The sequence below is a fragment of the Pseudoduganella buxea genome, assembly GCF_009720835.1.
Lineage (GTDB): Bacteria > Pseudomonadota > Gammaproteobacteria > Burkholderiales > Burkholderiaceae_D > Rugamonas > Rugamonas buxea.
Genome location: NZ_WNKZ01000007.1, coordinates 1 through 22091, shown reverse-complemented (window position 1 = coordinate 22091; position 22091 = coordinate 1). Strand labels below are relative to the sequence as shown.

The following is a 22091-nucleotide window of genomic DNA, read 5'->3' as shown; positions in this document are numbered from 1 at the left end:
CATGGATACTTCCCTCAAGATTCTGCTGCTCGACGACGATGCCTTCATGCTGGAACTGCTGACCGATATCGTGAACGGCCTGGGCTACGACAATGTGCACGGCGAAAGCGACGCCCGCCAGGCCTTGACGGTCCTGCCCGCGTTCCAGCCCGAACTGCTGGTTTGCGACCTGTCCATGCCGGAGATGGATGGCATCGAATTCCTGCGCGCGGCGGCCGAGATCCACTTTCGCGGCACCGTCATCCTGCTCTCCGGCATGGACAGCGGCATCCTGCGCGCGGCCGAGACCCTGGCCATGGCACAGGGCCTGACGATCCTGGGGGCCTGCACCAAGCCGGTGGCACGGGCCGAACTGGCGGACCTGCTGGCCCTGGCGACGCGGCGGGCCCGTACCGGACCGGCGGCACACGGCACGGGAAAATAGGTTATTATTTGATCCATTCCTGCCTGATTCCCTAAGGGAACCGCTGATTTGTTCAACTCAGCGCTTCCCTAGCAACCTGTCATTGAATTAGCGCACGTCATCACCATCTGCCGCTTATGAAGCGGCCGGGCGACGACGCGGGAGACCCGTTCTCCAGCGGCATGGCTTGGTGCCATCCATGGGCAAACTTAATCCAACCTCCCGAAGAGGCAAAAAACATGAGCGAAAACATCAAACACATTACCGACGCATCGTTCGAAGCGGACGTGCTGAAGTCGGATCGTCCCGTGCTGGTCGATTTCTGGGCCGAATGGTGCGGTCCCTGCAAGAGCATCGCCCCGATCCTGGAAGAAGTGGCCAAGGAATACGACGGCAAGCTGACCATCGCCAAGCTCGATGTGGACGCCAACCAGGCCGTGCCGGGCAAGTTCGGTATTCGTGGTATTCCGACCCTGATTCTGTTCAAGAACGGCGTTCCAGCGGCACAGAAAGTGGGCGCGATGGCAAAAGGCCAACTGACCTCTTTCATCGACAGCAATATTTGAGTAATATAGGCGGTGTTGCGCCCGCAGCACTGCCTGCCTGGCAGGGATTGAGGCTCCAGCCCGTCCCTTTTTGATAACTTAGTCCACGCAGTTCCCTCCCCTACCCTACTTTCCCGTCACGGGACACTCAAACACCTATGCATCTATCTGAATTAAAGGCCCTCCACGTTTCGGCGTTGCTGGAAATGGCTATCGGTCTGGATATCGACAATGCTGCGCGCCTGCGCAAGCAAGAACTGATGTTCGCCATCCTGAAGAAGCGCGCCAAGTCCGGCGAGCAGATCTTCGGTGACGGTGCCCTGGAAGTGCTGCCCGACGGCTTCGGCTTCCTGCGCTCGCCCGACGCCAGCTACATGGCCTCCACGGACGACATCTATATTTCGCCTTCCCAGATCCGCCGCTTCAACCTGCACACGGGCGATTCGATCGAAGGCGAAGTGCGCACGCCGAAAGACGGCGAGCGCTATTTCGCACTGGTCAAGGTAGACAAGGTCAATGGCGAATCGCCGGAAGCCTCGAAGCACCGCATCCTGTTTGAGAACCTGACGCCGCTGCACCCGAACGAGCCGCTGCGCCTGGAACGCGAGATGAACGGCGCGGAAAACATCACGGGCCGTATCGTCGACCTGATCGCACCGATCGGCAAGGGCCAGCGCGGCCTGCTGGTGGCCTCGCCCAAGTCCGGCAAATCCGTGATGCTGCAGCATATCGCCCACGCCATCACGGCCAACCACCCTGACGTCACCCTGATCGTGCTGCTGATCGACGAACGTCCGGAAGAAGTGACGGAGATGCAGCGCTCGGTGCGCGGCGAAGTGGTCGCCTCGACCTTCGACGAACCGGCCACGCGTCACGTGCAGGTCGCCGAGATGGTGATGGAAAAGGCCAAGCGCCTGGTCGAGATGAAGAAGGATGTCGTCATCCTGCTGGATTCGATCACCCGCCTGGCCCGTGCCTACAACACCGTCATCCCGGCCTCCGGCAAGGTGCTGACCGGTGGTGTCGACGCCAACGCGCTGCAGCGTCCGAAGCGCTTCTTCGGCGCCGCCCGCAACATCGAAGAAGGCGGCTCGCTGACCATCATCGCCACGGCGCTGATCGAAACGGGCTCGCGCATGGACGACGTGATCTACGAGGAATTCAAGGGTACCGGCAATATGGAGGTGCACCTGGAGCGCCGCCTGGCGGAAAAACGCGTCTACCCGGCCATCAACCTGAACAAATCCGGCACGCGCCGCGAGGAACTGCTGATCAAGCCGGACCAGCTGCAGAAGATCTGGATCCTGCGCAAGCTGCTGTACTCGATGGACGAGATCGAAGCGATGGAATTCATCCTCGACAAGATGCGCGCCACGAAGACGAACACCGAGTTCTTCGACATGATGCGCAGAGGCGGCTAAAAAGTTGCTGCAAAAATGGGGACAGACCCCATTTTCCGGGAAATCTTTCTTGGAAAATGGGGTCCGTCCCCATTTTTTTTATGTGGACGGTGTATAATCCACGGCTGTTTTTAACCCTGGCAAGTGAGCGGCAATCGGGTCACGAAGCTGTACGACCGACGAAGTGCTGTTTGGCTACCAACCTAACCGAGAGTGCCCCATGAAAGTTGATACCCATCCAGATTACCGCGAAGTTGTGTTCCACGACCTGTCGTGCGACTTCAAGTTCGTTACCCGTTCGACCATCCAGACCCGCGAGAAAATTACCCTCGACGGTAAAGAATACCCGCTGGTGAAGATCGAGGTTTCGTCGGAATCGCACCCGTTCTTCACGGGTCAGCACAAGATCGTCGACACCGCCGGTCGCGTGGAAAAGTTCCGCCAGAAGTTCGGCAAAGTCGGTTCGAAGACCGCCGTCGCTGCAGGTTAATCGACCTCCAGAACGAAAAAAAGGCAGCTGCGGCTGCCTTTTTTATTACACTTCCTGTTTCTTCCATAAAGCATCCTGTCGATGAAGCCAGTCCGCCTGCCTGCCTCCGCCACCCTCGCGCTGCCGCGCTGGGCCATGTTTGCCCTGGCCCTGCTGTACATCCTGCCGGGACTGATCGGGCGCGAGCCGTGGAAGAACGACGATGCGGCCAGCTTCGGCGTCATGTGGACGATGGCGCACGGCGCCTGGCAGGACTGGTTGTGGCCGAATATCGCCGGCATGGCGATGCCCGAGGAAGGCCCGCTGGCGTTCTGGCTGGGGGCGCTGTCGATCAAGCTGTTCGGTCCCGTGCTGGGCGACGTGCTGGGCGCGCGCGTGGTCACGGTCTTCATCTTCCTGCTGGGCGCCCTGTCGCTGTGGTACACCACCTTCAACCTTGGGCGGCGGCCCGAGGCACAGCCCTTGAAGCTGGCCTTCGGCGGCCAGCCCGAGCCGGACGACTTCGGTCGTACGCTGGCCGACGCCGCCCTGCTGATCTACCTGGGCTGCCTGGGCCTGTTGCAGCACAGCCATGAGACGACGGCCGAACCACTGCTGACGGCGCTGCTGGCGCTGACCTTGTACCGCTCGGTGCGCTACATGGAACGCCCCAGTATGCGCAATGCGGCCCTGATCGGCCTGGCGCTGGGCCTGATGACCTTGACACGCGGGTGGGTGCCGCCGGCGGCCCTGCTGGTGGCCCTGTTCATCTGCACCCGCTTTCTCGCCATGCCGGCCGTGCGGGCGCTGTCGCACCTGCTGCTGTCGCTGCTGGTGGCCGCCGTCGTTACCCTGCCGTGGGTAGTCCCGGCCCTGCTGACCCAGCCCTACGGCCAGTCGCCGCTGGCGGCCTGGGTGGCCTGGAACGGCACGCAGGTGGCCTTGCCCAGCCTGCGGGCGCTGCAGATCTTCCTGCGCGACGGCGTCTGGTTCTTCTGGCCGGCCTGGCCGTTCGCCCTGTGGGCCGGCTATGCGTGGCGGCGCCAGAGCAACCTGCTGCATATCGTTGTGCCGACGACCTTCGTTGCCATCGCCACCGTGCTGCTGATGCTGCACCCGGCGCCCGAGCACGGCCAGTTGCTGATGCTGATCCCGCCGCTGGCCATCATGGCCGCGTTCGGCCTGCTGACAGTGCAGCGGGGCGCCATCAACGCCATCGACTGGTTCTCCGTGATGGTGCTGACCCTGGGCGCGGCCGTGCTGTGGCTGTTCTGGTATGCCCAGCTGACGGGCTGGCCGCCGCGCCTGGCGCGCAACGTGCTCAAGCTGTTGCCCGGCTATGTGCCGGAAGTAAACTGGCTGGCCACGGTCGTCGCCGCTGGTGCCACCCTGGGCTGGTTCCTGCTGGTGCACTGGCGCGTGTCGCGCCGCCCATCCGTGCTGTGGCGGGCCGTCGTGCTGTCTTCCGGCGGCGTGATCGTCATCTGGATTCTGTTGATGACCTTGTTCCTGCCGCACACCAACTACAGCAAGAGCTACGCCACGGTGGCGGGCCAGGTGGCGGCGGCCCTGCCGCCCGATACCGATTGCATCGCCAGCAATGCCGGCCCGGCCCAGCGCGCCTCGTTCGCCTACTACGGCAAGCTGCCGTTCAGCCGCGCCGGTGAACGGGACTGCAAATTGTTGCTGTGGCAGGACAATGTGCGTGGCCCCGTGCGCGTGGCGCCGCCGCCCGGCAAATGGACCGTGCTGTGGGAAGGCCGCCGCGCCAGCGACCGCAGCGAGCGCTTCCGCCTGATGCGCCGCCTGCCTTGATGTCCTGGACGGCGCGCGGCGGGCAGGCAACACCTGTCAAAGCTGACGGGCCGCCTCGCTTGCTGCTTGCCAGTCGATCCGCTATGCTGAAGCGTATCTTGCTTTGGTGAATGATCATGTGGACAGCGGCAGCGGCCCTTGCATTACTTCTCGCAGCCGTTCCTGCCTCTGCCAGCGGGCCGGCTGCCGCCCCGCGTACGGGCTCCGCCTTTGTTTCGGCCGCGACTGCCCCGGCGGATACGGCCTGGCCCGCGCTCGTCATCACGGGCGAACACACGCCACCGTCCAGCATGATCGTCGACGGCAAGCCGGTCGGTTACCAGACCGACAAGATGCGCCTGCTGCTGCAGCGTGCCGGCGTTCCCTACCGCATTGAAATCCTGCCGTGGAAGCGGGCCTATGTCATGGCCGTGCGCGATCCGCTCACCTGCGTCTATTCCACGTCGCGCACGCCCGAGCGGGAAGCCCTGTTCAAATGGGTGGGGCCGATCAACCGCACGGAATGGCTGCTGCTGGGCCGCGCCGGCCACAAGTTCCAGCTGCGCACGCTGGAGGACGCCCGCCCCCTGCGCATCGGTTCCTACACCGGCGATGCCCGCGGCGAATACCTGCGCGACCGGGGCTTCAATGTCGACGCCACCTTGAACGATATGTCGAACCAGCAAAAACTGCTGCTCAACCGTATCGACCTGTGGGCCATCGCCACCCGCGCCGACAGCAATATCCTCGAGAAGCTCACCTTGAACGGCAAGATTGTTCCCGTGCTGGTGTTCAACAAGGTCGAGCTCTATCTGGCCTGCAATCCCAGCGTCCCCGATGCTCTCGTCGAGCGTCTCAATACCGTCTTCGAGGGCATGCGCGCGGACGGCAGCCTGACCCGTATCGACCGCCAATACGACCATCTAAGCCCGAAAAAATAGGCCTTGCCAAAGGGGCTAGACAAGTTGAAAAACGTGTTGCGGGGCATTGTCTTTTCTTGAGGAAACTAAAGACAAAGCTTGTGCAGGCCGGTATAGTCCACATATACGCTACGTTGCCGCTCGGCATTAAGGGACAAGCCCTTATCGGAACAAAAGCTGCCCCCCAAGCAGCGTCCATGCATCTGCGACACGCAACTTCCCGGTGGTGCCCCAATCTGCATCTGCTGGAATCCGAGGTCTGTGCTGAAGCGCCGCGCCCACGCGCCCCAGCCCGCCCGTTGTGCCCGACATCCGTTTATTGCTTGTCACTTATTGAGTCTGCCCATGTTCAATCTCTACAAACTTCAGCTTGCTCTCAAGAACACCTGGGTGCGCGTCTCCCTGGTGATCCTGGCAGTGGCAGTCGTTGCCTTTGCGATCCTCAGCAATGAGACGGCGCAGGATGGCAGCCCTGTCGTGCGTTCGCAGAACATCTCGGAGATCACGGCCCTGGTGGCCCAGCGCGAGAAGCTCGACTACCTGCTGATCGCCCGCCCCCTGTCGGATGCCCCCCGCTATATCTACAAGTTCAAGGATTCGGCCCAGCTGCACGTGGTGAAAGTGCCCAGCACATCCCACCTGAGCCTGGAGCGCGAAGTGCTGCTGAAGAACAGCCTGCCGTACGCCATCGCCAAGGAAGAGTTCCTGGCCTCGCATAAAGCCGTGCTGCAGGACGACGGCGGCACGATGGCCACCGTGACCTCCTTCGTGCGCCGCCATGCCTTCGATATCTTCCTGATCACCGTGCTGCTGTTCGTGTTGAAGTTCGGCATTCCCGGCATGGGCATGTCCGCTTCCGTCATCACGCCGGACAAGCTGAAGGGCTCGATGGACGACCTGATCGGCATGGAAGACATCAAGCAGGAAGTACTGCACCTGGAAGACATGATCCGCAACCGTGCCGTGTACAAGCAGCACAATATCGACAAGCCTTTCAACGTGATGCTGACGGGCCCCGCCGGCACCGGCAAGACCAAACTGGCAGGCTACCTGGCCAAGCGCCTGGGCTATCCGCTGATCTCGGCCTCCGGCTCGGCGCTGGAATCCGGTTATATCGGCGGCGGTTCGAAGGCCCTGAACGCGCTGTACCGCAAGGCTGCCGCCCGCGGCAACTGCATTATTTTCCTGGACGAGGCGCAAGCCCTGTTCATGCCACGCGGTCGTGGCGAAAAGAAATGGGAAGACGACACGGCCAACACCCTGCTGGGCCTGCTGGACGGCGTCAAGAGCGACGAAGGCAAGGGCGTGATCTGGGTGGTGGCGTCGAACTTCGACGACAACAATTCGCAGATGGACGAAGCGATGCTGCGCCGCTTCTCCGTCAAGATCAACTTCCGCCTGCCGAACAAGGCCGAGCGCGAGGAACTGCTGCGCTCTTTCCTGAAGCGCAAGGAAGACGGCCTGGTCGACTGGAACGACATGAACCTGTCGCAGGTCGCCGAGATCACCGCCAACCTCAGCCCTGCCCTGCTGGAAACCGTCGTCGACCGCGCCTCGCTGCTGTCGATCCAGGACAAGACCGTCATCAACACGGACCTGATGTTCCGCGCCTTCGAGCGCGCCACCATCGGCCTGACGGACCGCGCCACGACGGCCGAGAAGACGCGCCAGCGCGAACGCATCGCCTTGCACGAACTGGGCCACTTCTTCATGCAGATCGATCCTTACCTGCGGGCCGGCCTGACGCTCGATGAAGTGAAGGAAAAGTCGCACCTGCTGAAGATCAGCACGGAATCCGTGTCGAAACTCAATGCGCTGGGCTATGTACTGTCCGCCGGCGACGACATGTCGCTGCGCACGCTGGAAGAAATGGAACGCGACGTCATGCAGCTGTACGGCGGCGTCGCGGCCGAGGAACTGTTCTACGGCGCCCGCGGCATTTCCGTGGGCAGCCAGAACGACATCCAGAAGGCCACGTCGATGCTGGACACGATGGTCAACCGCCTGTCGATGTATTCCCGTTCCAAACTGGACTACAGCCAGTTCAAGAACGACAACAGCGGCGAGCACACGCTGGTGCAGCTGGAAGCCAAGGCCGACGAGCTGTACAGCCTGACCCTGAATTCGATCAGCGACTACCGCGACGTGATGGAATCGTTGAAGGACGTGCTGATGGAACGCTATGTGCTGACCAAGGACGACGTGTTCGAACTGCTGCACGAGCGCCTCGACCCGGTACCGCTGCGCCTGGCCGCATAAACTTCCACACCGTCACGCATGACGAAAATGGGCCCGCTTCGCAGCGGGCCTTTTTTCTTTGGCCGCCGCATCCGCGTCAGCGAAACGCCACCACCGGCTTGCCGGCATCGGCCATGGCCACCTTGGCGGCCGGCAGGCGCTCGAAGTTGGCGATCGTCACCATGTCGCCGTCGTTGGCAAAGCTCATCTCGACGCCGCCGCGCGTGACGAAGCGGCCTGGCCCAACGGCCAGCAACTGCACCGGCCGGCTGCGGCTGGCGTTGAGCGCCTGCACTGCCTGGCCCGACGCATGGTTGCGCACGACGACGAAGTAGCGATTGTTCTGTTCGGTGAATTCGGCCACCTGACCGTTGCTGAGGCGGTAGCTGTAGGCGTAATCGTCGAACTCGTGGGCTTTCAGGTCATAGGTGGCGGTGGCGCGGGCCGGTGCCGGCACGGGCACGCTGGGCTCGTTCACCTGGGCCATGGCGGGCGCCAGGCCGGCCACGACGATGGAAAGCGCGACACCTGCACTGATGAGGATTTTGTTCATTTGTTTCTCCGAAGGGTTTGCCAGGGTCGTTGCGGCCTCTATGTAATGTGCGGCAACAATGACAAGGTAGCAAACGAACCGGCGCAAAGGGAGCGGGAAGTGACGAAGCGCAGGTTTGCGGGGACAGAACGCGGAGATACGGGTTGGACTGCATATGGCTGTGGCGCGGCGCTGGCGGCCCTGTTCAGCGCGTCGGCGGCATTCCACCGGGCAGGGCCGAACCTTACCTCATGGGAAAGCGCATCGCGTCAGGTATTGGCCATGCGCACGTGGAAGAAGGCATTGACCGTCAGGCGTCCCTGGCTGGGATCGTTCACCACCAGTTCGGGAGAGTGCACGTCACCCGAGTGGAACAGCCCGCCATTGTAGAAAATCGCCCGGTTGAAGCGCGGCGGTATCGTCAGTATTTTCTCGAAGTAGCGCGTCGAACCGATCGCATACGTGGACGGCACGTCCGCCGTGGCTGCTTCGCCAGAGCGCTCCTGGCGCCGCATGTCATGCAGCAGCGCCGTGATCTCCTGCAGCGGCACCTTGGGCTTGAAAAAGCTGGTGCCGCCAAAGCGCACATCCTTGAAAAGATACAGCACCATGGCCGCCATTTCCTGCCCTGCCGGCAGGCCGGCGGTATCCCGGTGCGGCACTCTTTGACCCGGCAGCAACTGGTCGGGGTGCTGCGTCACCAGCGACAGGCGGCTTGCCATGCTGGCGACCCGCCGCACCTTGAGCGGCGCGCGGGCATGCAGCAGGAAGCTGTCGTGGATACGTGCCGCCATCGCGCCGCCCAGCGGCAATTCCGGGCCCGGGTAGTAGTTGCCCGGCGCCTTCGCGAAGAACGCGTGGTTCGCTGCCGCGAAATCGACCAGCGCTTCGGGCGCCAGCATGAAGTCATCGATGACGACGCACTGGTGGCCATCGAAGATCGGCACGATGCTGACGTGCGGATGCGGGTTCAGCAAGGGCGGCGGATTGCCGGCGGGAGGTTCGGGCAGTAGCGATGTGGACATGTTCCTGGCCTTGTGCGGGTCGATGCGAATTGACGGGACGTACTGGGTAAAACGCTGCTGCTTATACCTTGCTGCTTATACCTTCATCGGCAGGATCACCATCTGCAAGCCTTCCAGGTGCAAACGCCGCTGCACAGCCAGGGAGGCCTGGTTGTGCAGCATGCGGATCATCCAGTTGTCGCTGGCGAAGATCAGCTTGCTGGTGAAATAGATCGCATGGGGGAATTCGCGGCTGATTTCCTCGCACAGGCGCGTCACCTCGTCGACGGCATCCGTGCCGAAGCCCAAGTAAGACGAGGCCGCCATGCCGTGGCTATGGCAGAAGTCGACGAAGTATTCCAGGGTCGCGGCCGCCTCCTCGCGCATCTTGTCCATCGCCCCTTCGCCGCCATAGGCATGCGAATCGACCGTGCGGGCGTTCACGAACAGGAAGTTCTTGAAGTGGCCGGGGAACATGCGCTGCACCCACAGCAGCGCATGCAGGCCGCCGCCGCGCGACGTGCCGACGATGAACACGGCGGTCTGGTCATCCGGGTTCGGCTCCACCGGCTCGCGGTTCGGTCCGAAAGGCTGGGTGGCGAACACTTCGTCGACCGAGTGGATGGCCTGCTTGGTTTCCCGGTAGTGTTTTCGGATGAGGATGCACATCCCGGCAATGGCACCGATGATGACGGCCGTGGCCCAGCCGCCCTGGGCGAAGCGCTCGACCAGCAGGATCACGAGGATGCCTGCACAGATGAGGAAGCCCACCGCCGACAACAGCAGGCGGCGCAGCCAATAGGTGCCCTTCCTGCGGTTGCGGAACCAGTACAGGCACAGGCCGAACAGGGAAATGGCGAAGGTAAGGAACACGGAGATCGAGTACAGCACCACCAGCAAGGTGACGCTGCCGCCCGTCCAGAACAGGATCGCCAGCGCCGCGATGCCCATCACGAGGATGCCGTTCTGCGTCACCAGGCGCGTCGACAGGTAGCGGAACTTGTGCGGCACCCACGAATCGGCCGCCATGTTCGACAGCACCGACGGGCCGCCCAGGAAGCCCGTGTTGGCGGCCACGAACAACAGGCCCGCTTCGAAGGCCAGCACGACGGCCAGCATGATCTGGTTGGCCACGTCGCCGCCCGGATTGGCGTTCTCGATGATGCGCCGGAAGGTGGTGGCGTTCAGGGTCTCGCCGGCAATGGGCGAGGCATCCCACAGCAGGTACAGCAGGATGATGCCGCTGGCCGTCACGGCCAGGGACAGGGCCATGTACAGCATCGTCATCTTGCCGGTGCGCACGCGCGGCTCGGCCAGCAGGTTGACGTTGTTCGACACGGCCTCCAGTCCCGTGTACGTGCCGCCGCCCTGCGAATACGCCAGCAGCAGCATGCCCGCCACGCCGGCCCAGCCGATCGAGCCGGCCAGGTCGGTGGTTTCGTTCAAGGTCGCCGGCACCAGGTCCGGCAGGTAGGACGCATGGGCCGCGATACCGTACACGATCAGCACCAGGTGGGTCAGCACGAAGCCGATAAAGATCGGCAGCAGGATCGTGATGGCCTCCTTCAGCCCGCGCAGGTTCATCACGATCAGCAGGCCGATAAAGAAGGCCTCGGCGGATAATTTGTAAGGTTGGAACCACAACGGCAGGAAGGACGCCAGCGCATCGACACCGGAAGCGATGGAAATGGCGATCGTCAGTACGTAGTCGAGAATCAGCGCGCAGCCCGAAATAAGCCCCAGGTAAGGCCCCACCAGCTTGGTCGCCACGCGGTAGCCACCCCCGCCCGTGGGAAACAGCTCGATCACCTGGTTATATGCCAGGGCGATGATGAAGACGGTAACGGCCGTGGCAATGGCCATGTACAGCCCCAGGTGCGTATGCGCGCCCAGCGCCTTGAAGGTTTCCTCGGGTCCATAAGCGGACGAGGACAGGCCGTCGGCACCCAGGCCGACCCAGGCCAGGAAGGCCACCAGCGCCATCGAATGGCGCGTCTCGCTGGCCATCGGGTCGAGGGCCTTGCCCAAGATGATTTCGCGGATCTTGTTGTTTTTCATGCGTGATTGCCGCCCAGCGGCACATAACGAGCCAGCCGAGATGATACGCCATCGACCCGCCCGCCCTTGCCTGATCGATAAGTCTGTTGCAGGGTTGCCCCAGCTGGGCAAATCAGTGATAATGCACGGCGCGTCGCCGGGATGGCGGAATAGGTAGACGCACGGGACTCAAAATCCCGCGCCGCAAGGCGTACCGGTTCGATTCCGGTTCCCGGCACCACGCACCAGGATCACATCGCATCATCCAACACTCAGAACCCGCATGTTCATGGCATGGCGGTTTTTTTGTTGTCGCAAGCTTTCTGGTGAAGCAGTAGCAGCGCTCAGGAGTTTTCGACGCCCGGCTGCCGCACCCCGCAGACCACCGAGGCTCGAAATCCGCATGCCCAAGGCATCGCGGGTTCTTTGCTGTCCGCACCCGGAGGCACCCGCAACGTCCGACGCGGCAAGGACGAGCCTTCAAGCCGACCGGCCGCACTGCACTTGCCAGCCCTGTGAACGTCGGCACATTTGATCTGGCGCATGGCGCCGGCTGTGTTGCGTCGATACCTTGGAAGCATCGGCGGTGTAGCCGCCCTGGATGCATGCGGCGCCTGCCGCGGGGAGTGGACCGTGGACTACAAGACCATACTCGTTCATGCCGATGCGCATATGTCGTCCGAGATCCGCATCGGCATTGCTGCCCGCCTGGCGGCCGCTTTTCCGGCCCACCTTGTGGGTACGGCGCTGACGGGCATCTCGCGCTTCGTGGAGCCGGGTAATCCGGTTCTCGATGCGCCAGCGGTGGCGGCCAGGTGCGCGCGCTTGCGCAGCCAGGCCGGCGCACAGCTGGACCGGTTCGAGGCGATTGCCCGCGCGGCGGGCGTGGCCACGACCGAGCGCGTGCTGATCGACGACCAGGAGGCTGATGGCCTGGTGGCGCGGGCAGCATGCTGCGACCTGGCCGTGCTGGGGCAGTCGTCCCACGCGCCGGCCGTGCCGGGGTCGCGGCTCGACCTGGCCGAGCACGTGCTGCTGCGCAGCGGCCGGCCCGTGCTGGTGCTGCCCGACATCGGCGCCCAGTTCCAGCCGGACGGCAAGGCCCTGGTCGCATGGGATGGCAGCCCGGAAGCGAACCGGGCGCTGGTGTTCGCCCTGCCGCTGCTGCGGCTGGCGCGGCAGGTCACGATCGTCATGCTGGGCGACCCGGGCCAGCCGGGCGCCGCGGCCTGGGTCGCGGAGCCGGCCGATATCGCCCGCTACCTGGGCCGGCATGGCATCGGCGCCACCGTTGCGGCGCGTGACGGTGGCGACGACGTGGCCCAGGCGCTGCTGTCGTTTGCGGCCGACGAATCGGCCGGCCTGCTCGTCATGGGTGCGTATGGCCATGCCCGCTTCAGGGAACTGCTGCTCGGCGGTGTGACGGCAACGATCCTGCAGTCGATGACCTTGCCCGTGCTGATGGCCCATTAGCCGGGCAGGACAGCGGCCAACCGTCGGGAACGGTGACCAGGGCGCTTTAACCTCTCGATATATCGCCGGGACGCTCCTGCCCGCCCGCCCCACCCTGCTTTTGCCCCTTCAACATCGCATATCCCAGGTCCCGGTCCGGCAACAGGCCCGCATGCACGAGCCGGGCGACAATGCTGCCGTCCGTGCGGCCCAGCTGGGTGGCGATCTGCGTCAACGGCGTGCCCGCTTCGAACTGCTGCAGCAGGGTATCCACATCGTCGCCCGTCCACTTCTTGCCCACGTTCGGCAGGGCCACGCCGTTGCGCACGACGGGGCCCTTGCGCGCGGCCCGGGCCGGTTCGGGTGGCGGCTCGGCCCGCAGCGCATTGCGCACAAGGAACAGTGCGCGAATGACCTCGGGGGCCGTGCAGGCGTCGCCTTCGGCCAGGGTGGCGCCGCTGCGCGGGTCCGTGCCCAGCGCCAGTTGCTCGATGATGTGCGCTGCCTGCTGCGGTGTCATGATGCCCTCCTCATGGTGCCCTCCTCATGATGCCCTCCTCCGGTTGCTGTCTCCTGTTGAGCATAGCAATGGCGGGCGGGGGCGCAATCACTTGGCGGCCGGCCGCTGGCGCCCCTCAAGCACGGCGCCGATCGGTGGAACCAAGGCTTGAAGCGCCCTGGTCAGTGGTGGCTGCCGGCACCCCGCACGATGCCCGCGTTCAGCGCGATGACGGCGCCCGCCAGCGACAGCGCACCCAGCGCGACGGCGATGCTCGTGTGGGCGGCGATCCAGCCGATGACGGGCGGGCCCAGCAGCAGGCCCGTGTAGCCCACCGTGGCCGCCGTGGCGACGCCGCCGCCGGCCGACATGCCGGGAATGCGCGCGGCGGCCGCGAAGATCAGGGGCACGACATTGGCCGCGCCCAGGCCCACCAGCGCGAAGCCCACGGCCGACAACGCGTAGTGCGTACTGACGACGGCCAGCAGCAGGCCCAGCAGCATGGAGACGCCGCCCACCACCATCAGGGTCGGCGAGCCGAAGCGCACCGTCAGGCGGTCGCCGGCAAAGCGGCAGGCCGCCATGGCAATCGAAAAGGCGGAATAGCCCAGCGCCGCCGAGGCTGCCGTGGCACCCGTGCGCTCCGTCAGCAGCAGCGCGCTCCAGTCCACCAGCGCGCCTTCGACAGCCATGCACAGCAGCGCCAGCAAACCCAGCAGCAGGGCCGGGCCCCGCGGCAGGGCAAAGTGGCTGCTGGCGCCCTCTTCCTTGTGTGCCGGCGCCGGCAGGATACGTGGGGCGCTGACCAGCAGCGCGATGACAGTGGCCACGCTCAGCACCAAGGCACCGCGGCCGTCGCCGAAACCGTGCTCGACGGCCAGGCCGCCGACGCCGGCGCCCACCAGTCCCCCCAGGCTGAAGAATGCGTGGAACGAGGACATTGTCGGCGTGCCGCGCGCCGTTTCCACCTCGCTGGCGTTGGCGTTCATCGAGATGTCCAGCGCGCCGTTGCTGGCACCGAAAGCGAAGGCGGCCGCGAATAGCAGGGAGACGTCGGACGTGCCGACCAGCAGCGGTATCGCCAGCGCGAAGGCAGCGGTGGACCAGATCGTCGCGCGGCGCGTGCTCCAGCGCGTCGTCAGCCAGCCGGCTACCGGCATGGCCGCCATGGCACCGGCGGCGATGGTCAGCAGCAACATGCCCAGCACGCCCGTATCGAGCCCGGCGCGGGCCTGCACGACGGGCACGTGCGCGGCCCACAGGCCGATGCCGGCACCATTGAGGAAGAAAATGGCGGAGATGGCCCAGCGCGCGGCCCCGAGGTTGTTGAGGGCGTGGTTCATTTTGCCTCCGCGCGCAGCAGTTCCGGGCCGCCGGCTACGTCGCGTATGGCGGCGGCAAGGTCCGCCGGTGCGTCCGCTTCCAGCACCAGGTAGTCCAGTTCGGCCGGCGTGCCGAGCGTGAACGGGGCCGACGCGCCCAGGCGCTCGTTCAGCACGGCCGCCGCGCGCCGGCTGCTGCTGGCCAGCATGGCGCGCTTGAGCACGGCTTCCTCGCCGTCCGAGGCGCCCAACCGGCCCGCATCGACGCCGCACAGGCCGACAATGCACAGGTCCGCGCGCAGCTGTTCGATGTCCGCCAGGGTGCGGGCGCCCAGCACGGCGCCGCATTGGCCGTGATATGTGCCGCCCAGCAGGATCACGCGGGTGCGGCGAAATTCGCCCAGCGCCAGCGCGATATGGGGGCTGTTGGTGACGATGGCCGCCGCGCAGCCATCGTCGAGCAGGCGGGCCAGCGCCAGGTTGGTCGAGCCGGCGTCGATCAGTACCGTGTCGCCGGCTTGCACGAGGGTTCGCAGCGCCTCGCCCAGCAGCGCCTTGCGTTGCAGGTCCGCGCCTTCACGCTGGCCGAAGTGGGCCTCGCCCGCCGCCCGCCGCACGGCGCCGCCGTGCACGCGGCGCAGGCGCCCCGCCAGGTCGAGTTCGCGCAAGTCACGCCGGATGGTGTCTTCAGAAGTGTTCAGGCGCTGCGCCAGCGCGGCGGCCAGTACCTTTCCTTCCTGCTCGACCGCTTCGATGATCAGTCGGCGTCGTTCCTCGGCCAGTTGCATGGGGCGCTCCATTGTTCAGGTGACGCCAGCGTACACAAACCCGCACAAACATGCAATATAAACGCAAAAACACGCATCAACGATCCTTGTAGGGCGCGGCGCGCAAGGTGTCGCGCGGCGGTTCGGGCGGCGGGCTGAAGTCGATCTCGCACAGCCACGACTGGGCATACTCGACGATTTCGCCATTGCGGTTGCGGATGCGCTCGAAACCCGTCAACGTGAAGCGGCCGTCGCCGCACCACAGGATGCGGGGCTCCAGCAAGGTCTCGCGGATCACCTGCGAGCCGTGTTCCATCAGCCGCGCCAGCTTGACGGGGCGGCGCAGCCCCTGGTCGTCCGTGTCGAGGATGCGCAATTCGCCGAAGCGGGGCGCGGACCGGTCGCCGAGGACACGGCTGGGCAGCGAGATGCCGCCCATGCGCAGTTTGACCATTTTGATTCTCATAGTGCCAGTCAGAAATAATACTGTATGTTTATACAGTATATCAGCAGATTCCGAGGGCACGCGTTTTCTACATTCCTGCGGGGTCATCGTACAACCAGATAGGACCATTGGCGCTGCTGCTATAATCAGCACTTCCCTGACCTGAACGCCCCGCATGACCGAATTGACCGCCCCCATCGTTACGCCGCCGAAGAAGCGCCACCGCAATCTTGCCCAGGGCGTCGTGGAGAGCATCAGCGCCAGCATTCGCGACGGCGTGCTCAAGCCGGGCGAAAAGCTGCCTACGGAATCGGTCATCATGGAACTGCATGGCGTCAGCCGCACCGTCGTGCGCGAGGCCATTTCCCACCTGCAGGCCGCAGCGCTGGTGGAAACCCGCCACGGCATCGGCACCTTCGTGCTGGAGCCGCCAGCCCAGCCGCTGCGCATCTCGGCCGACACCATCCGCACCATCGGCGACGTGCTGGCCATCCTGGAACTGCGCATCAGCCTGGAGACGGAAGCGGCATGGCTGGCCGCTTCGCGCCGTACCGAAGAGCAGATGCAGGAAATGGGCGAGGCCCTGCAGCGCATTCTGGAAGGCGCCTCCGTCGAGGCCGACGTGCGCTTTCACCTGCTGATCGCCCAGGCCACGGGCAACCGCTACTTCGTCGACATCCTGACCCACCTGGGCACGACGATCATACCGCGCGCCCGCATCAACTCGGCCCAGCTGGCCCACGCCGACCCGGCCGATTACCTGGAACGGGTCAACCGCGAGCACGAGGAAATCTACAACGCCATCCTGCGCCGCGATCCTGAAGGTGCCCGCGCCGCCATGCGCACCCACCTGTCCAACAGCCGCGAACGCCTGCGCAAGGCCCAGGCCGAAACCGCCGCCGCATAAGTTGCCAGAAAAATGGGGACAGACCCCATTTTTCAGGAAACATCCTGCTGCGGCCCAAAACGCTTGCTCCGCTTCGCTTTAGGTTGTACGATGTCATACAACGACTGGCCCAGCGCCTGTCACTCCCTGATTGATCCATCTATTTGAGAGAAGCGAGAGACACATGCAACCGAAAGAACTCCAAACCGTCCTGTCCCATGGCCTGCTGTCCTTCCCTGTCACGGACTTCGACGCCAATGGCGACTTCCGCGCGGACACCTATGCCAAGCGCCTGGAATGGCTGGCGCCCTACGGCGCCTCCGCGCTGTTCGCCGCCGGCGGCACGGGCGAGTTCTTCTCGCTGACTCCGAACGAATACACGGACATCATCAAGACCGCCGTCGACACCTGCCGCGGCAAGGTGCCGATCCTGGCCGGTGCCGGTGGCCCGACCCGCGCCGCCATCGCCTACGCGCAGGAAGCGGAGAAGATCGGCGCGCAAGGCGTGCTGCTGCTGCCGCACTACCTGACCGAAGCGAGCCAGGATGGCCTGATCCGCCACGTCGAGGAAGTGTGCAAATCCGTCGACTTCGGCGTCGTCGTCTATAACCGCGGCGCCTGCCGCCTGACGGCCGATTCGCTGGAGATCCTGGCCGACCGCAACCCGAACCTGATCGGCTTCAAGGACGGCATCGGCGATATCGAACTGATGGTGTCGATCTGGCGCCGCATGGGCGACCGCTTCAGCTACCTGGGCGGCCTGCCGACGGCGGAAGTCTACGCCGCTGCCTACAAGGCGCTGGGCACGCCGGTCTACTCGTCGGCCGTATTCAACTTCATGCCGAAGCTGGCGATGGACTTCTACCACGCCGTGGCGGCCGACGACCACGTCACGCAGAACCGCCTGCTGGACGAGTTCTTCCTGCCATACCTGGCCATCCGTAACCGCAAGGCCGGCTATGCCGTGTCGATCGTCAAGGCAGGCGCGAAGATCGCCGGCTACGATGCCGGCCCCGTGCGCGCACCGCTGACGGACCTGACGCCGGAAGAATTCGAGATGCTGGAAAAACTGATGCGTGCCCAGGGCCCGCAGTAATACAGAAGAGTTTGCAATGCTGGAAAAATTGATGCGTGCCCAGGGCCCGCAGTAATACGAAAATGGGAAGCTGCCGGCGGCAGCTTCCGGAAATGCTGCAGTATCGATGCGGGCCCCGGCGCCCGCATTCGTGCATTCTGCTTGCCGGAACAACCGATGCGCGCACGGCGCGCAGCAAAAGGAGAACACATGCAAGTCAAAGGTGAAATGATCATCGGCCGTTCGGCCGTGCTGGGCAAGGAAGGCACAGTCAAGGCCATCGACCCTTCGCGCAACGAGCAGATCGAACCGGCCTTCGGCCTGGCGTCAAACGCGGAACTGGAACAGGCCTGCACGCTGGCCTGGCAGGCCTTCGACCGCTACCGCGAGACGACGCCGGAGCAGCGCGCCAGGTTCCTCGAGACGATCGCGGACCGTATCATGGACATCGGCCCGACCCTGATCGAACGCGCCATGCAGGAATCCGGCCTGCCGCAAGCGCGCCTGGAAGGCGAGCGCGGTCGCACCTGCAACCAGCTGCGCCTGTTCGCGAAGGTCGTACGCGACGGCCGCTACCTGTCCGCTACCCTGGACTCGGCCCTGCCGGACCGCGCGCCGGCCCCGCGCCCGGACCTGCGCCTGCGCAAGATCGGCCTGGGCCCTGTCGCCGTCTTCGGCGCCAGTAACTTCCCCCTGGCCTTCTCCGTGGCCGGCGGCGATACCGCGTCGGCCCTGGCTGCCGGCTGCCCCGTCGTCGTCAAGGCCCACTCGGCCCACCTGGGCACGTCCGAGCTGGTGGCGAAAGCCGTGCAGCAGGCCGCCATCGACTGCGACCTGCCCGAAGGCGTGTTCTCGATGCTGATCGGCGCGGGCCAGACCATCGGCCAGAACCTGGTCAGCCACCCGCACATCAAGGCGGTCGGCTTCACCGGTTCGCGCGCCGGCGGCATCGCGCTGATGAAGACGGCGGCGGCCCGCCCCGAGCCGATTCCCGTGTATGCGGAAATGAGCAGCATCAATCCCGTGTTCCTGCTCGAAGGCGCGCTGGCGAACGAAAAACTGCCGCAGCAGTTCGCCGATTCGCTGACGATGGGCGCCGGCCAGTTCTGCACCAACCCGGGCCTGCTGATCGCGCTGGAGTCGCCGGCGCTGGACAAGTTCCTGGAAGGGACCGTGGCGGCCCTGCAGGCGAAGGGCGCGGCAACGATGCTGACACCAGGCATCCACCAGGCCTACAACAGCGGCGTGGCCAGGCTGGGCGCCGTCGAAGGCGTGACCCTGCTGGCGCAAGGCCAGACAGCCAACAACCCGTGCGGCGCCGTCGCTGCGCTGTACAGCACCGACGCGGCCACCTTCCTGGCCAAGCCGGAGCTGGAGGACGAGATCTTCGGACCCTGCTCGCTGCTGATCCGCTGCCACAGCGAGTCGCAACTGGTCGACGTGGCCGAACACGTGGAAGGCCAGTTGACGGCCGCCGTGCACGCAACGGGCGCGGACATCGCCATCGCGAAAAAACTGCTGCCGACCCTGGAACGCAAGGCCGGCCGCATCCTGTTCAACGGCTTCGGTACCGGTGTCGAAGTGGCCCACGCGATGGTCCACGGCGGACCGTTCCCGTCCACGTCGGACAGCCGTTCGACGTCCGTCGGCGCCTCGGCGATCGATCGCTTCCTGCGTCCCGTCTCCTACCAGGACGTGCCGGCCGAACTGCTGCCGGCCGCGCTGGCAAGCGACAACCCGCTGGGCATCCCGCGCGTTGTCGACGGCGAACTGGTGCTGAAGTAATGGCCAACCCGTCGATCGAACGCATCGACGGCGTGCGTTGCACGACGGGCGAAAGCCCGGCGTGGGACGCACTGGCCAGGGCCTGGCACTGGGTCGACATTCCCGCGAAACGCATCTGGCGGCTCGATGCCGCCGGCAAGACGCGCGCGTGGGACACGCCCGAGATGCCGGCCTGCGTGGCGCCCCGCGCACGGGGTGGCCTGATCGCGGGCATGGAGACGGGCATGTACGACGTCGACCTGTTCGACAACGGCAGCGTCGCCGTCACCTTGCTGGGCAAACCCGAGGCGCTGGGCGAAGGCATGCGCTTCAACGACGGGCGCACCGACCGGCAGGGCAGGTTCTGGAGCGGCACCATGTTCATGGACATGGCGGCGGCGAAGGATGTCGGCCGCCTGTACCGCTACGATGCGAACGGCCTGTCGGCGCCCGTGGTGGATGGCCTGTTGACGCAGAACGGCCTGTCCTGGTCGCCCGATGGCCGCACCATGTATCTGTCGGACTCGCATCCGAAGAGCCGCCTCGTGTGGGCCTTCGATTACGACGTCGCCAGTGGCGTGCCGTCGAACCGGCGCGTGTTCGCGAACCTGGCCGGTCACGTGGGCCGGCCCGACGGCGCCGTCGTCGATGCCGACGGCTGCTACTGGACCTGCGCCAACGACGCCGGCTGCCTGCTGCGCTTCACCCCAAGCGGCAAGCTCGATCGCCGCATCGACGTGCCGTTCGCGAAGCCGTCGATGTGCACCTTCGGCGGCGACGACTTGAAGACGCTGATCGTCACGTCGATCGTCTCGGGCAAGCCGGAAGACGCCGAATGGGGCGGCGCCGTCATCCTGCTGCGCCCGGGCGTGCAGGGCCTGGCTGATGCGCCCTGCGCGTTCTGACAGCAGGTTCCATTTTTGAAGCCCCGGTAGTCGCCTACCGGGGCTTTTTTATTCGCTGGCCACCTCGATGATTCCACAATGTCAAATCCCCCCCAACTTGCATTTAAAAACCAAGGCGATCTTGTTACAACAACCTGATATTATTTAGCTAACAGGGTGTTAATATCTTCGGCGCAGCGCTTTATCTCACAATAATCAACCGAGGATAATATGTTAAAGAAACTGATCGTCGTGGGCGCACTCGCCGCCTCCACCCTGGCCCATGCGGAAGTGAAGGACCTGCAGGTCGTCTTCAAGGGCTTCATTAATGAGCGGACCAACACCTTCGACCCGAATGGCCGACTGCAGGCATTCTTCAGCGTCGACGACCTGAACAACGATGGCAATTATTCGCTCGACGAAGTGCTGTCTTTCCAGGCGGGGTCGATTACTGGCCCTGGCTGCGGCGAACAGTATCCGGTTTACAGCTGCCTGAGCAGCTTCTCCTACACGCCGGGCAATGCGCCAACCTTCCAGGCCGAGTATGCCGTGCATGACGAATTCTTCTACATTTCACAGTCCTGGAATACCGGGGTATCCTACAGCAATTCGTTCAGCAGCGAGTGGGGCAACAGCTACTACCTCGGCTACCGCTGGACGCCGGAAACCAAGGCCTACGTCCTGTCGGCCACGGCCGCCGTGCCGGAACCGGAACAATACGCCATGCTGGGACTGGGCCTTGCCGGCCTGCTGGCATTCTCGCGCCGCAAGCGCGGCTGATCATCCCGCGTTGCTGCCAGCTCGCCTATTTCGGCGGGCGTTTTATCGCGCCGTGGCCGGCCGCCGCAACCCGGTGCCGATTCACTGCCACTCCGGTGTCAGACACCTGTTTCTAGACACCTATTCTTCCACTTAAATTAACCGAGGATAATATGTTAAAGCAACTGATCGTCGTGGGCGCGCTGGGCGCGTGCACCCTTGCCCATGCGGAAGTGAAGGACCTGCAGGTCGTCTTCAAGGGCTTCATTAATGAGCGGACCAACACCTTCGACCCGAATGGCCGACTGCAGGCATTCTTCAGCGTCGACGACCTGAACAACGATGGCAGTTATTCACTTGACGAAGTGGTGTATTTCCAGGCGGGGTCGATTTATGGCACTGGCTGCGGCGATGATTATCCGGTCTTCACCTGCCTGAGCAGCTTCTCCTACACGCCGGGCAGTGCGCCAATCTTCCAGGCCGAGTATGCCGTGCATGACGAAATGTTCTATCGTTCGGAGTCGTGGAATACCGGAGTGTCTTACAGCAATTCGTTCAGCAGCATGTGGGGCAACAGCTATTACTACGGCTACCGCTGGACCGCGGAAACCCAGACTTATGTCCTGTCGGCCACGGCCGCCGTGCCGGAACCGGAACAATACGCCATGCTGGGGCTGGGCCTGGCCGGCCTGCTGGCGTTCTCGCGCCGCAAGCGCGGCTGACCGTCCCGCGTTGTTGCCAGCCCGCACATTCCGGCGGGCTTTTTTTTGGCGCTGTCACCCGGTCGCGGTGAACTGTCTCACCGGCATTTAGCTTCCTGCCGGGAACAATGCAGCCCGTAAAAATTGCTGCGGCGTGCTCAGGTGCCGACAGTCGAGCCCGTGAATCCAGCCCAG

At 64.4% G+C, this 22091-nt stretch carries 21 protein-coding genes and 1 tRNA gene; 15 read left to right on the top strand and 7 right to left on the bottom strand.

What is annotated here, in order from left to right:
- Position 1: 1 nt before the first annotated feature.
- The 7 genes from GM672_RS04270 to GM672_RS04240 all read left to right on the top strand — a co-directional run bounded on the left by GM672_RS04270 (position 2) and on the right by GM672_RS04240 (position 7790).
- Entirely contained in the window at positions 2 to 424 is a 423-nt protein-coding gene (locus GM672_RS04270) for a response regulator (protein ID WP_155469291.1), read from the top strand.
- A gap of 218 nt (positions 425 to 642) precedes the next feature.
- Entirely contained in the window at positions 643 to 969 is a 327-nt protein-coding gene (gene trxA, locus GM672_RS04265; protein ID WP_155469290.1) for a thioredoxin TrxA, read from the top strand.
- Positions 970 to 1106: 137 nt separating this feature from the next.
- Positions 1107 to 2369, top strand: coding sequence for a transcription termination factor Rho (gene rho, locus GM672_RS04260; RefSeq protein ID WP_134385353.1), 1263 nt, complete (start codon positions 1107 to 1109; stop codon positions 2367 to 2369).
- Between the two features lie 199 nt (positions 2370 to 2568).
- Positions 2569 to 2838 (top strand): type B 50S ribosomal protein L31, encoded by a 270-nt coding sequence (locus GM672_RS04255; protein ID WP_155469289.1) that lies wholly within the window; start codon positions 2569 to 2571, stop codon positions 2836 to 2838.
- 81 nt (positions 2839 to 2919) lie between these two features.
- Positions 2920 to 4632, top strand: a complete 1713-nt coding sequence (locus GM672_RS04250; protein ID WP_155469288.1) for an ArnT family glycosyltransferase — start codon at positions 2920 to 2922, stop codon at positions 4630 to 4632.
- Positions 4633 to 4748: 116 nt separating this feature from the next.
- Complete coding sequence (locus GM672_RS04245; RefSeq protein ID WP_155469287.1) at positions 4749 to 5552, top strand: substrate-binding periplasmic protein; 804 nt, start codon at positions 4749 to 4751, stop codon at positions 5550 to 5552.
- 324 nt (positions 5553 to 5876) lie between these two features.
- Complete coding sequence (locus tag GM672_RS04240) at positions 5877 to 7790, top strand: AAA family ATPase (protein ID WP_155469286.1); 1914 nt, start codon at positions 5877 to 5879, stop codon at positions 7788 to 7790.
- A 76-nt stretch (positions 7791 to 7866) separates the two neighbouring features.
- Here GM672_RS04240 and GM672_RS04235 read toward each other — a convergent pair whose 3' ends face one another.
- The 3 genes from GM672_RS04235 to GM672_RS04225 all read right to left on the bottom strand — a co-directional run bounded on the left by GM672_RS04235 (position 7867) and on the right by GM672_RS04225 (position 11363).
- A complete protein-coding gene (locus GM672_RS04235) occupies positions 7867 to 8322 on the bottom strand; it encodes a hypothetical protein (protein ID WP_155469285.1) in 456 nt (151 codons plus the stop codon).
- 248 nt (positions 8323 to 8570) lie between these two features.
- Entirely contained in the window at positions 8571 to 9326 is a 756-nt protein-coding gene (locus GM672_RS04230; protein WP_155469284.1) for a DUF6445 family protein, read from the bottom strand.
- 75 nt (positions 9327 to 9401) lie between these two features.
- Entirely contained in the window at positions 9402 to 11363 is a 1962-nt protein-coding gene (locus tag GM672_RS04225) for an APC family permease (RefSeq protein ID WP_155469283.1), read from the bottom strand.
- Positions 11364 to 11498: 135 nt separating this feature from the next.
- On the opposite strand from GM672_RS04225, the gene GM672_RS04220 reads away from it, so the two are divergent.
- Together GM672_RS04220 and GM672_RS04215 are read left to right on the top strand one after the other, a co-directional pair.
- Positions 11499 to 11583 (top strand) — tRNA-Leu (locus tag GM672_RS04220).
- Positions 11584 to 11975: 392 nt separating this feature from the next.
- The gene (locus tag GM672_RS04215) at positions 11976 to 12815 is read left to right on the top strand and encodes a universal stress protein (RefSeq protein WP_170299924.1); all 840 of its coding nucleotides are present in this window, start codon (positions 11976 to 11978) and stop codon (positions 12813 to 12815) included.
- Between the two features lie 46 nt (positions 12816 to 12861).
- Here the strand turns inward: GM672_RS04215 and GM672_RS04210 are convergent, their stop codons facing one another.
- From GM672_RS04210 to GM672_RS04195, 4 genes are all read right to left on the bottom strand, one after another.
- Entirely contained in the window at positions 12862 to 13314 is a 453-nt protein-coding gene (locus GM672_RS04210) for a hypothetical protein (protein WP_155469281.1), read from the bottom strand.
- A 161-nt stretch (positions 13315 to 13475) separates the two neighbouring features.
- Complete coding sequence (locus GM672_RS04205) at positions 13476 to 14636, bottom strand: MFS transporter (protein ID WP_155469280.1); 1161 nt, start codon at positions 14634 to 14636, stop codon at positions 13476 to 13478.
- On the bottom strand, positions 14633 to 15403 hold the full coding sequence (locus tag GM672_RS04200) for a DeoR/GlpR family DNA-binding transcription regulator (protein WP_170299923.1): 771 nt from the start codon (positions 15401 to 15403) through the stop codon (positions 14633 to 14635). Before GM672_RS04200 ends, GM672_RS04205 begins: the two co-directional genes overlap by 4 nt.
- 76 nt (positions 15404 to 15479) lie before the next feature.
- Complete coding sequence (locus tag GM672_RS04195) at positions 15480 to 15836, bottom strand: hypothetical protein (RefSeq protein ID WP_155469278.1); 357 nt, start codon at positions 15834 to 15836, stop codon at positions 15480 to 15482.
- Positions 15837 to 16002: 166 nt separating this feature from the next.
- Here GM672_RS04195 and GM672_RS04190 point away from each other — a divergent pair, with 166 nt between their 5' ends.
- The 6 genes from GM672_RS04190 to GM672_RS04165 all read left to right on the top strand — a co-directional run bounded on the left by GM672_RS04190 (position 16003) and on the right by GM672_RS04165 (position 21917).
- Complete coding sequence (locus GM672_RS04190; protein ID WP_155469277.1) at positions 16003 to 16734, top strand: FadR/GntR family transcriptional regulator; 732 nt, start codon at positions 16003 to 16005, stop codon at positions 16732 to 16734.
- A 163-nt stretch (positions 16735 to 16897) separates the two neighbouring features.
- Positions 16898 to 17809, top strand: coding sequence for a 5-dehydro-4-deoxyglucarate dehydratase (gene kdgD, locus GM672_RS04185; protein ID WP_155469276.1), 912 nt, complete (start codon positions 16898 to 16900; stop codon positions 17807 to 17809).
- Between the two features lie 189 nt (positions 17810 to 17998).
- The gene (locus tag GM672_RS04180; protein WP_155469275.1) at positions 17999 to 19573 is read left to right on the top strand and encodes an aldehyde dehydrogenase (NADP(+)); all 1575 of its coding nucleotides are present in this window, start codon (positions 17999 to 18001) and stop codon (positions 19571 to 19573) included.
- Positions 19573 to 20457: an SMP-30/gluconolactonase/LRE family protein gene (locus GM672_RS04175; RefSeq protein WP_155469274.1), complete on the top strand. Its 885-nt coding sequence runs from the start codon at positions 19573 to 19575 to the stop codon at positions 20455 to 20457. Before GM672_RS04180 ends, GM672_RS04175 begins: the two co-directional genes overlap by 1 nt.
- 210 nt (positions 20458 to 20667) lie before the next feature.
- Complete coding sequence (locus GM672_RS04170) at positions 20668 to 21216, top strand: PEP-CTERM sorting domain-containing protein (protein WP_155469273.1); 549 nt, start codon at positions 20668 to 20670, stop codon at positions 21214 to 21216.
- Positions 21217 to 21368: 152 nt separating this feature from the next.
- The gene (locus tag GM672_RS04165; protein ID WP_155469272.1) at positions 21369 to 21917 is read left to right on the top strand and encodes a PEP-CTERM sorting domain-containing protein; all 549 of its coding nucleotides are present in this window, start codon (positions 21369 to 21371) and stop codon (positions 21915 to 21917) included.
- Positions 21918 to 22091: the final 174 nt, after the last annotated feature.

What these genes read in the sequence shown, in the direction of transcription:
- GM672_RS04250 (WP_155469288.1), top strand. Translation starts at nt 2,920, where the DNA reads ATGAAGCCAGTCCGCCTGCCTGCCTCCGCCACCCTCGCGCTGCCGCGC.
- kdgD (WP_155469276.1), top strand. Translation starts at nt 16,898, where the DNA reads ATGCAACCGAAAGAACTCCAAACCGTCCTGTCCCATGGCCTGCTGTCC.
- GM672_RS04270 (WP_155469291.1), top strand. Translation starts at nt 2, where the DNA reads ATGGATACTTCCCTCAAGATTCTGCTGCTCGACGACGATGCCTTCATG.
- GM672_RS04205 (WP_155469280.1), bottom strand. Translation starts at nt 14,636, where the DNA reads ATGAACCACGCCCTCAACAACCTCGGGGCCGCGCGCTGGGCCATCTCC.
- GM672_RS04195 (WP_155469278.1), bottom strand. Translation starts at nt 15,836, where the DNA reads ATGGTCAAACTGCGCATGGGCGGCATCTCGCTGCCCAGCCGTGTCCTC.
- GM672_RS04235 (WP_155469285.1), bottom strand. Translation starts at nt 8,322, where the DNA reads ATGAACAAAATCCTCATCAGTGCAGGTGTCGCGCTTTCCATCGTCGTG.
- GM672_RS04170 (WP_155469273.1), top strand. Translation starts at nt 20,668, where the DNA reads ATGTTAAAGAAACTGATCGTCGTGGGCGCACTCGCCGCCTCCACCCTG.
- GM672_RS04180 (WP_155469275.1), top strand. Translation starts at nt 17,999, where the DNA reads ATGCAAGTCAAAGGTGAAATGATCATCGGCCGTTCGGCCGTGCTGGGC.
- GM672_RS04210 (WP_155469281.1), bottom strand. Translation starts at nt 13,314, where the DNA reads ATGACACCGCAGCAGGCAGCGCACATCATCGAGCAACTGGCGCTGGGC.
- rho (WP_134385353.1), top strand. Translation starts at nt 1,107, where the DNA reads ATGCATCTATCTGAATTAAAGGCCCTCCACGTTTCGGCGTTGCTGGAA.
- GM672_RS04200 (WP_170299923.1), bottom strand. Translation starts at nt 15,403, where the DNA reads ATGCAACTGGCCGAGGAACGACGCCGACTGATCATCGAAGCGGTCGAG.
- trxA (WP_155469290.1), top strand. Translation starts at nt 643, where the DNA reads ATGAGCGAAAACATCAAACACATTACCGACGCATCGTTCGAAGCGGAC.
- GM672_RS04255 (WP_155469289.1), top strand. Translation starts at nt 2,569, where the DNA reads ATGAAAGTTGATACCCATCCAGATTACCGCGAAGTTGTGTTCCACGAC.
- GM672_RS04190 (WP_155469277.1), top strand. Translation starts at nt 16,003, where the DNA reads ATGACCGAATTGACCGCCCCCATCGTTACGCCGCCGAAGAAGCGCCAC.
- GM672_RS04175 (WP_155469274.1), top strand. Translation starts at nt 19,573, where the DNA reads ATGGCCAACCCGTCGATCGAACGCATCGACGGCGTGCGTTGCACGACG.
- GM672_RS04165 (WP_155469272.1), top strand. Translation starts at nt 21,369, where the DNA reads ATGTTAAAGCAACTGATCGTCGTGGGCGCGCTGGGCGCGTGCACCCTT.
- GM672_RS04225 (WP_155469283.1), bottom strand. Translation starts at nt 11,363, where the DNA reads ATGAAAAACAACAAGATCCGCGAAATCATCTTGGGCAAGGCCCTCGAC.
- GM672_RS04230 (WP_155469284.1), bottom strand. Translation starts at nt 9,326, where the DNA reads ATGTCCACATCGCTACTGCCCGAACCTCCCGCCGGCAATCCGCCGCCC.
- GM672_RS04245 (WP_155469287.1), top strand. Translation starts at nt 4,749, where the DNA reads ATGTGGACAGCGGCAGCGGCCCTTGCATTACTTCTCGCAGCCGTTCCT.
- GM672_RS04240 (WP_155469286.1), top strand. Translation starts at nt 5,877, where the DNA reads ATGTTCAATCTCTACAAACTTCAGCTTGCTCTCAAGAACACCTGGGTG.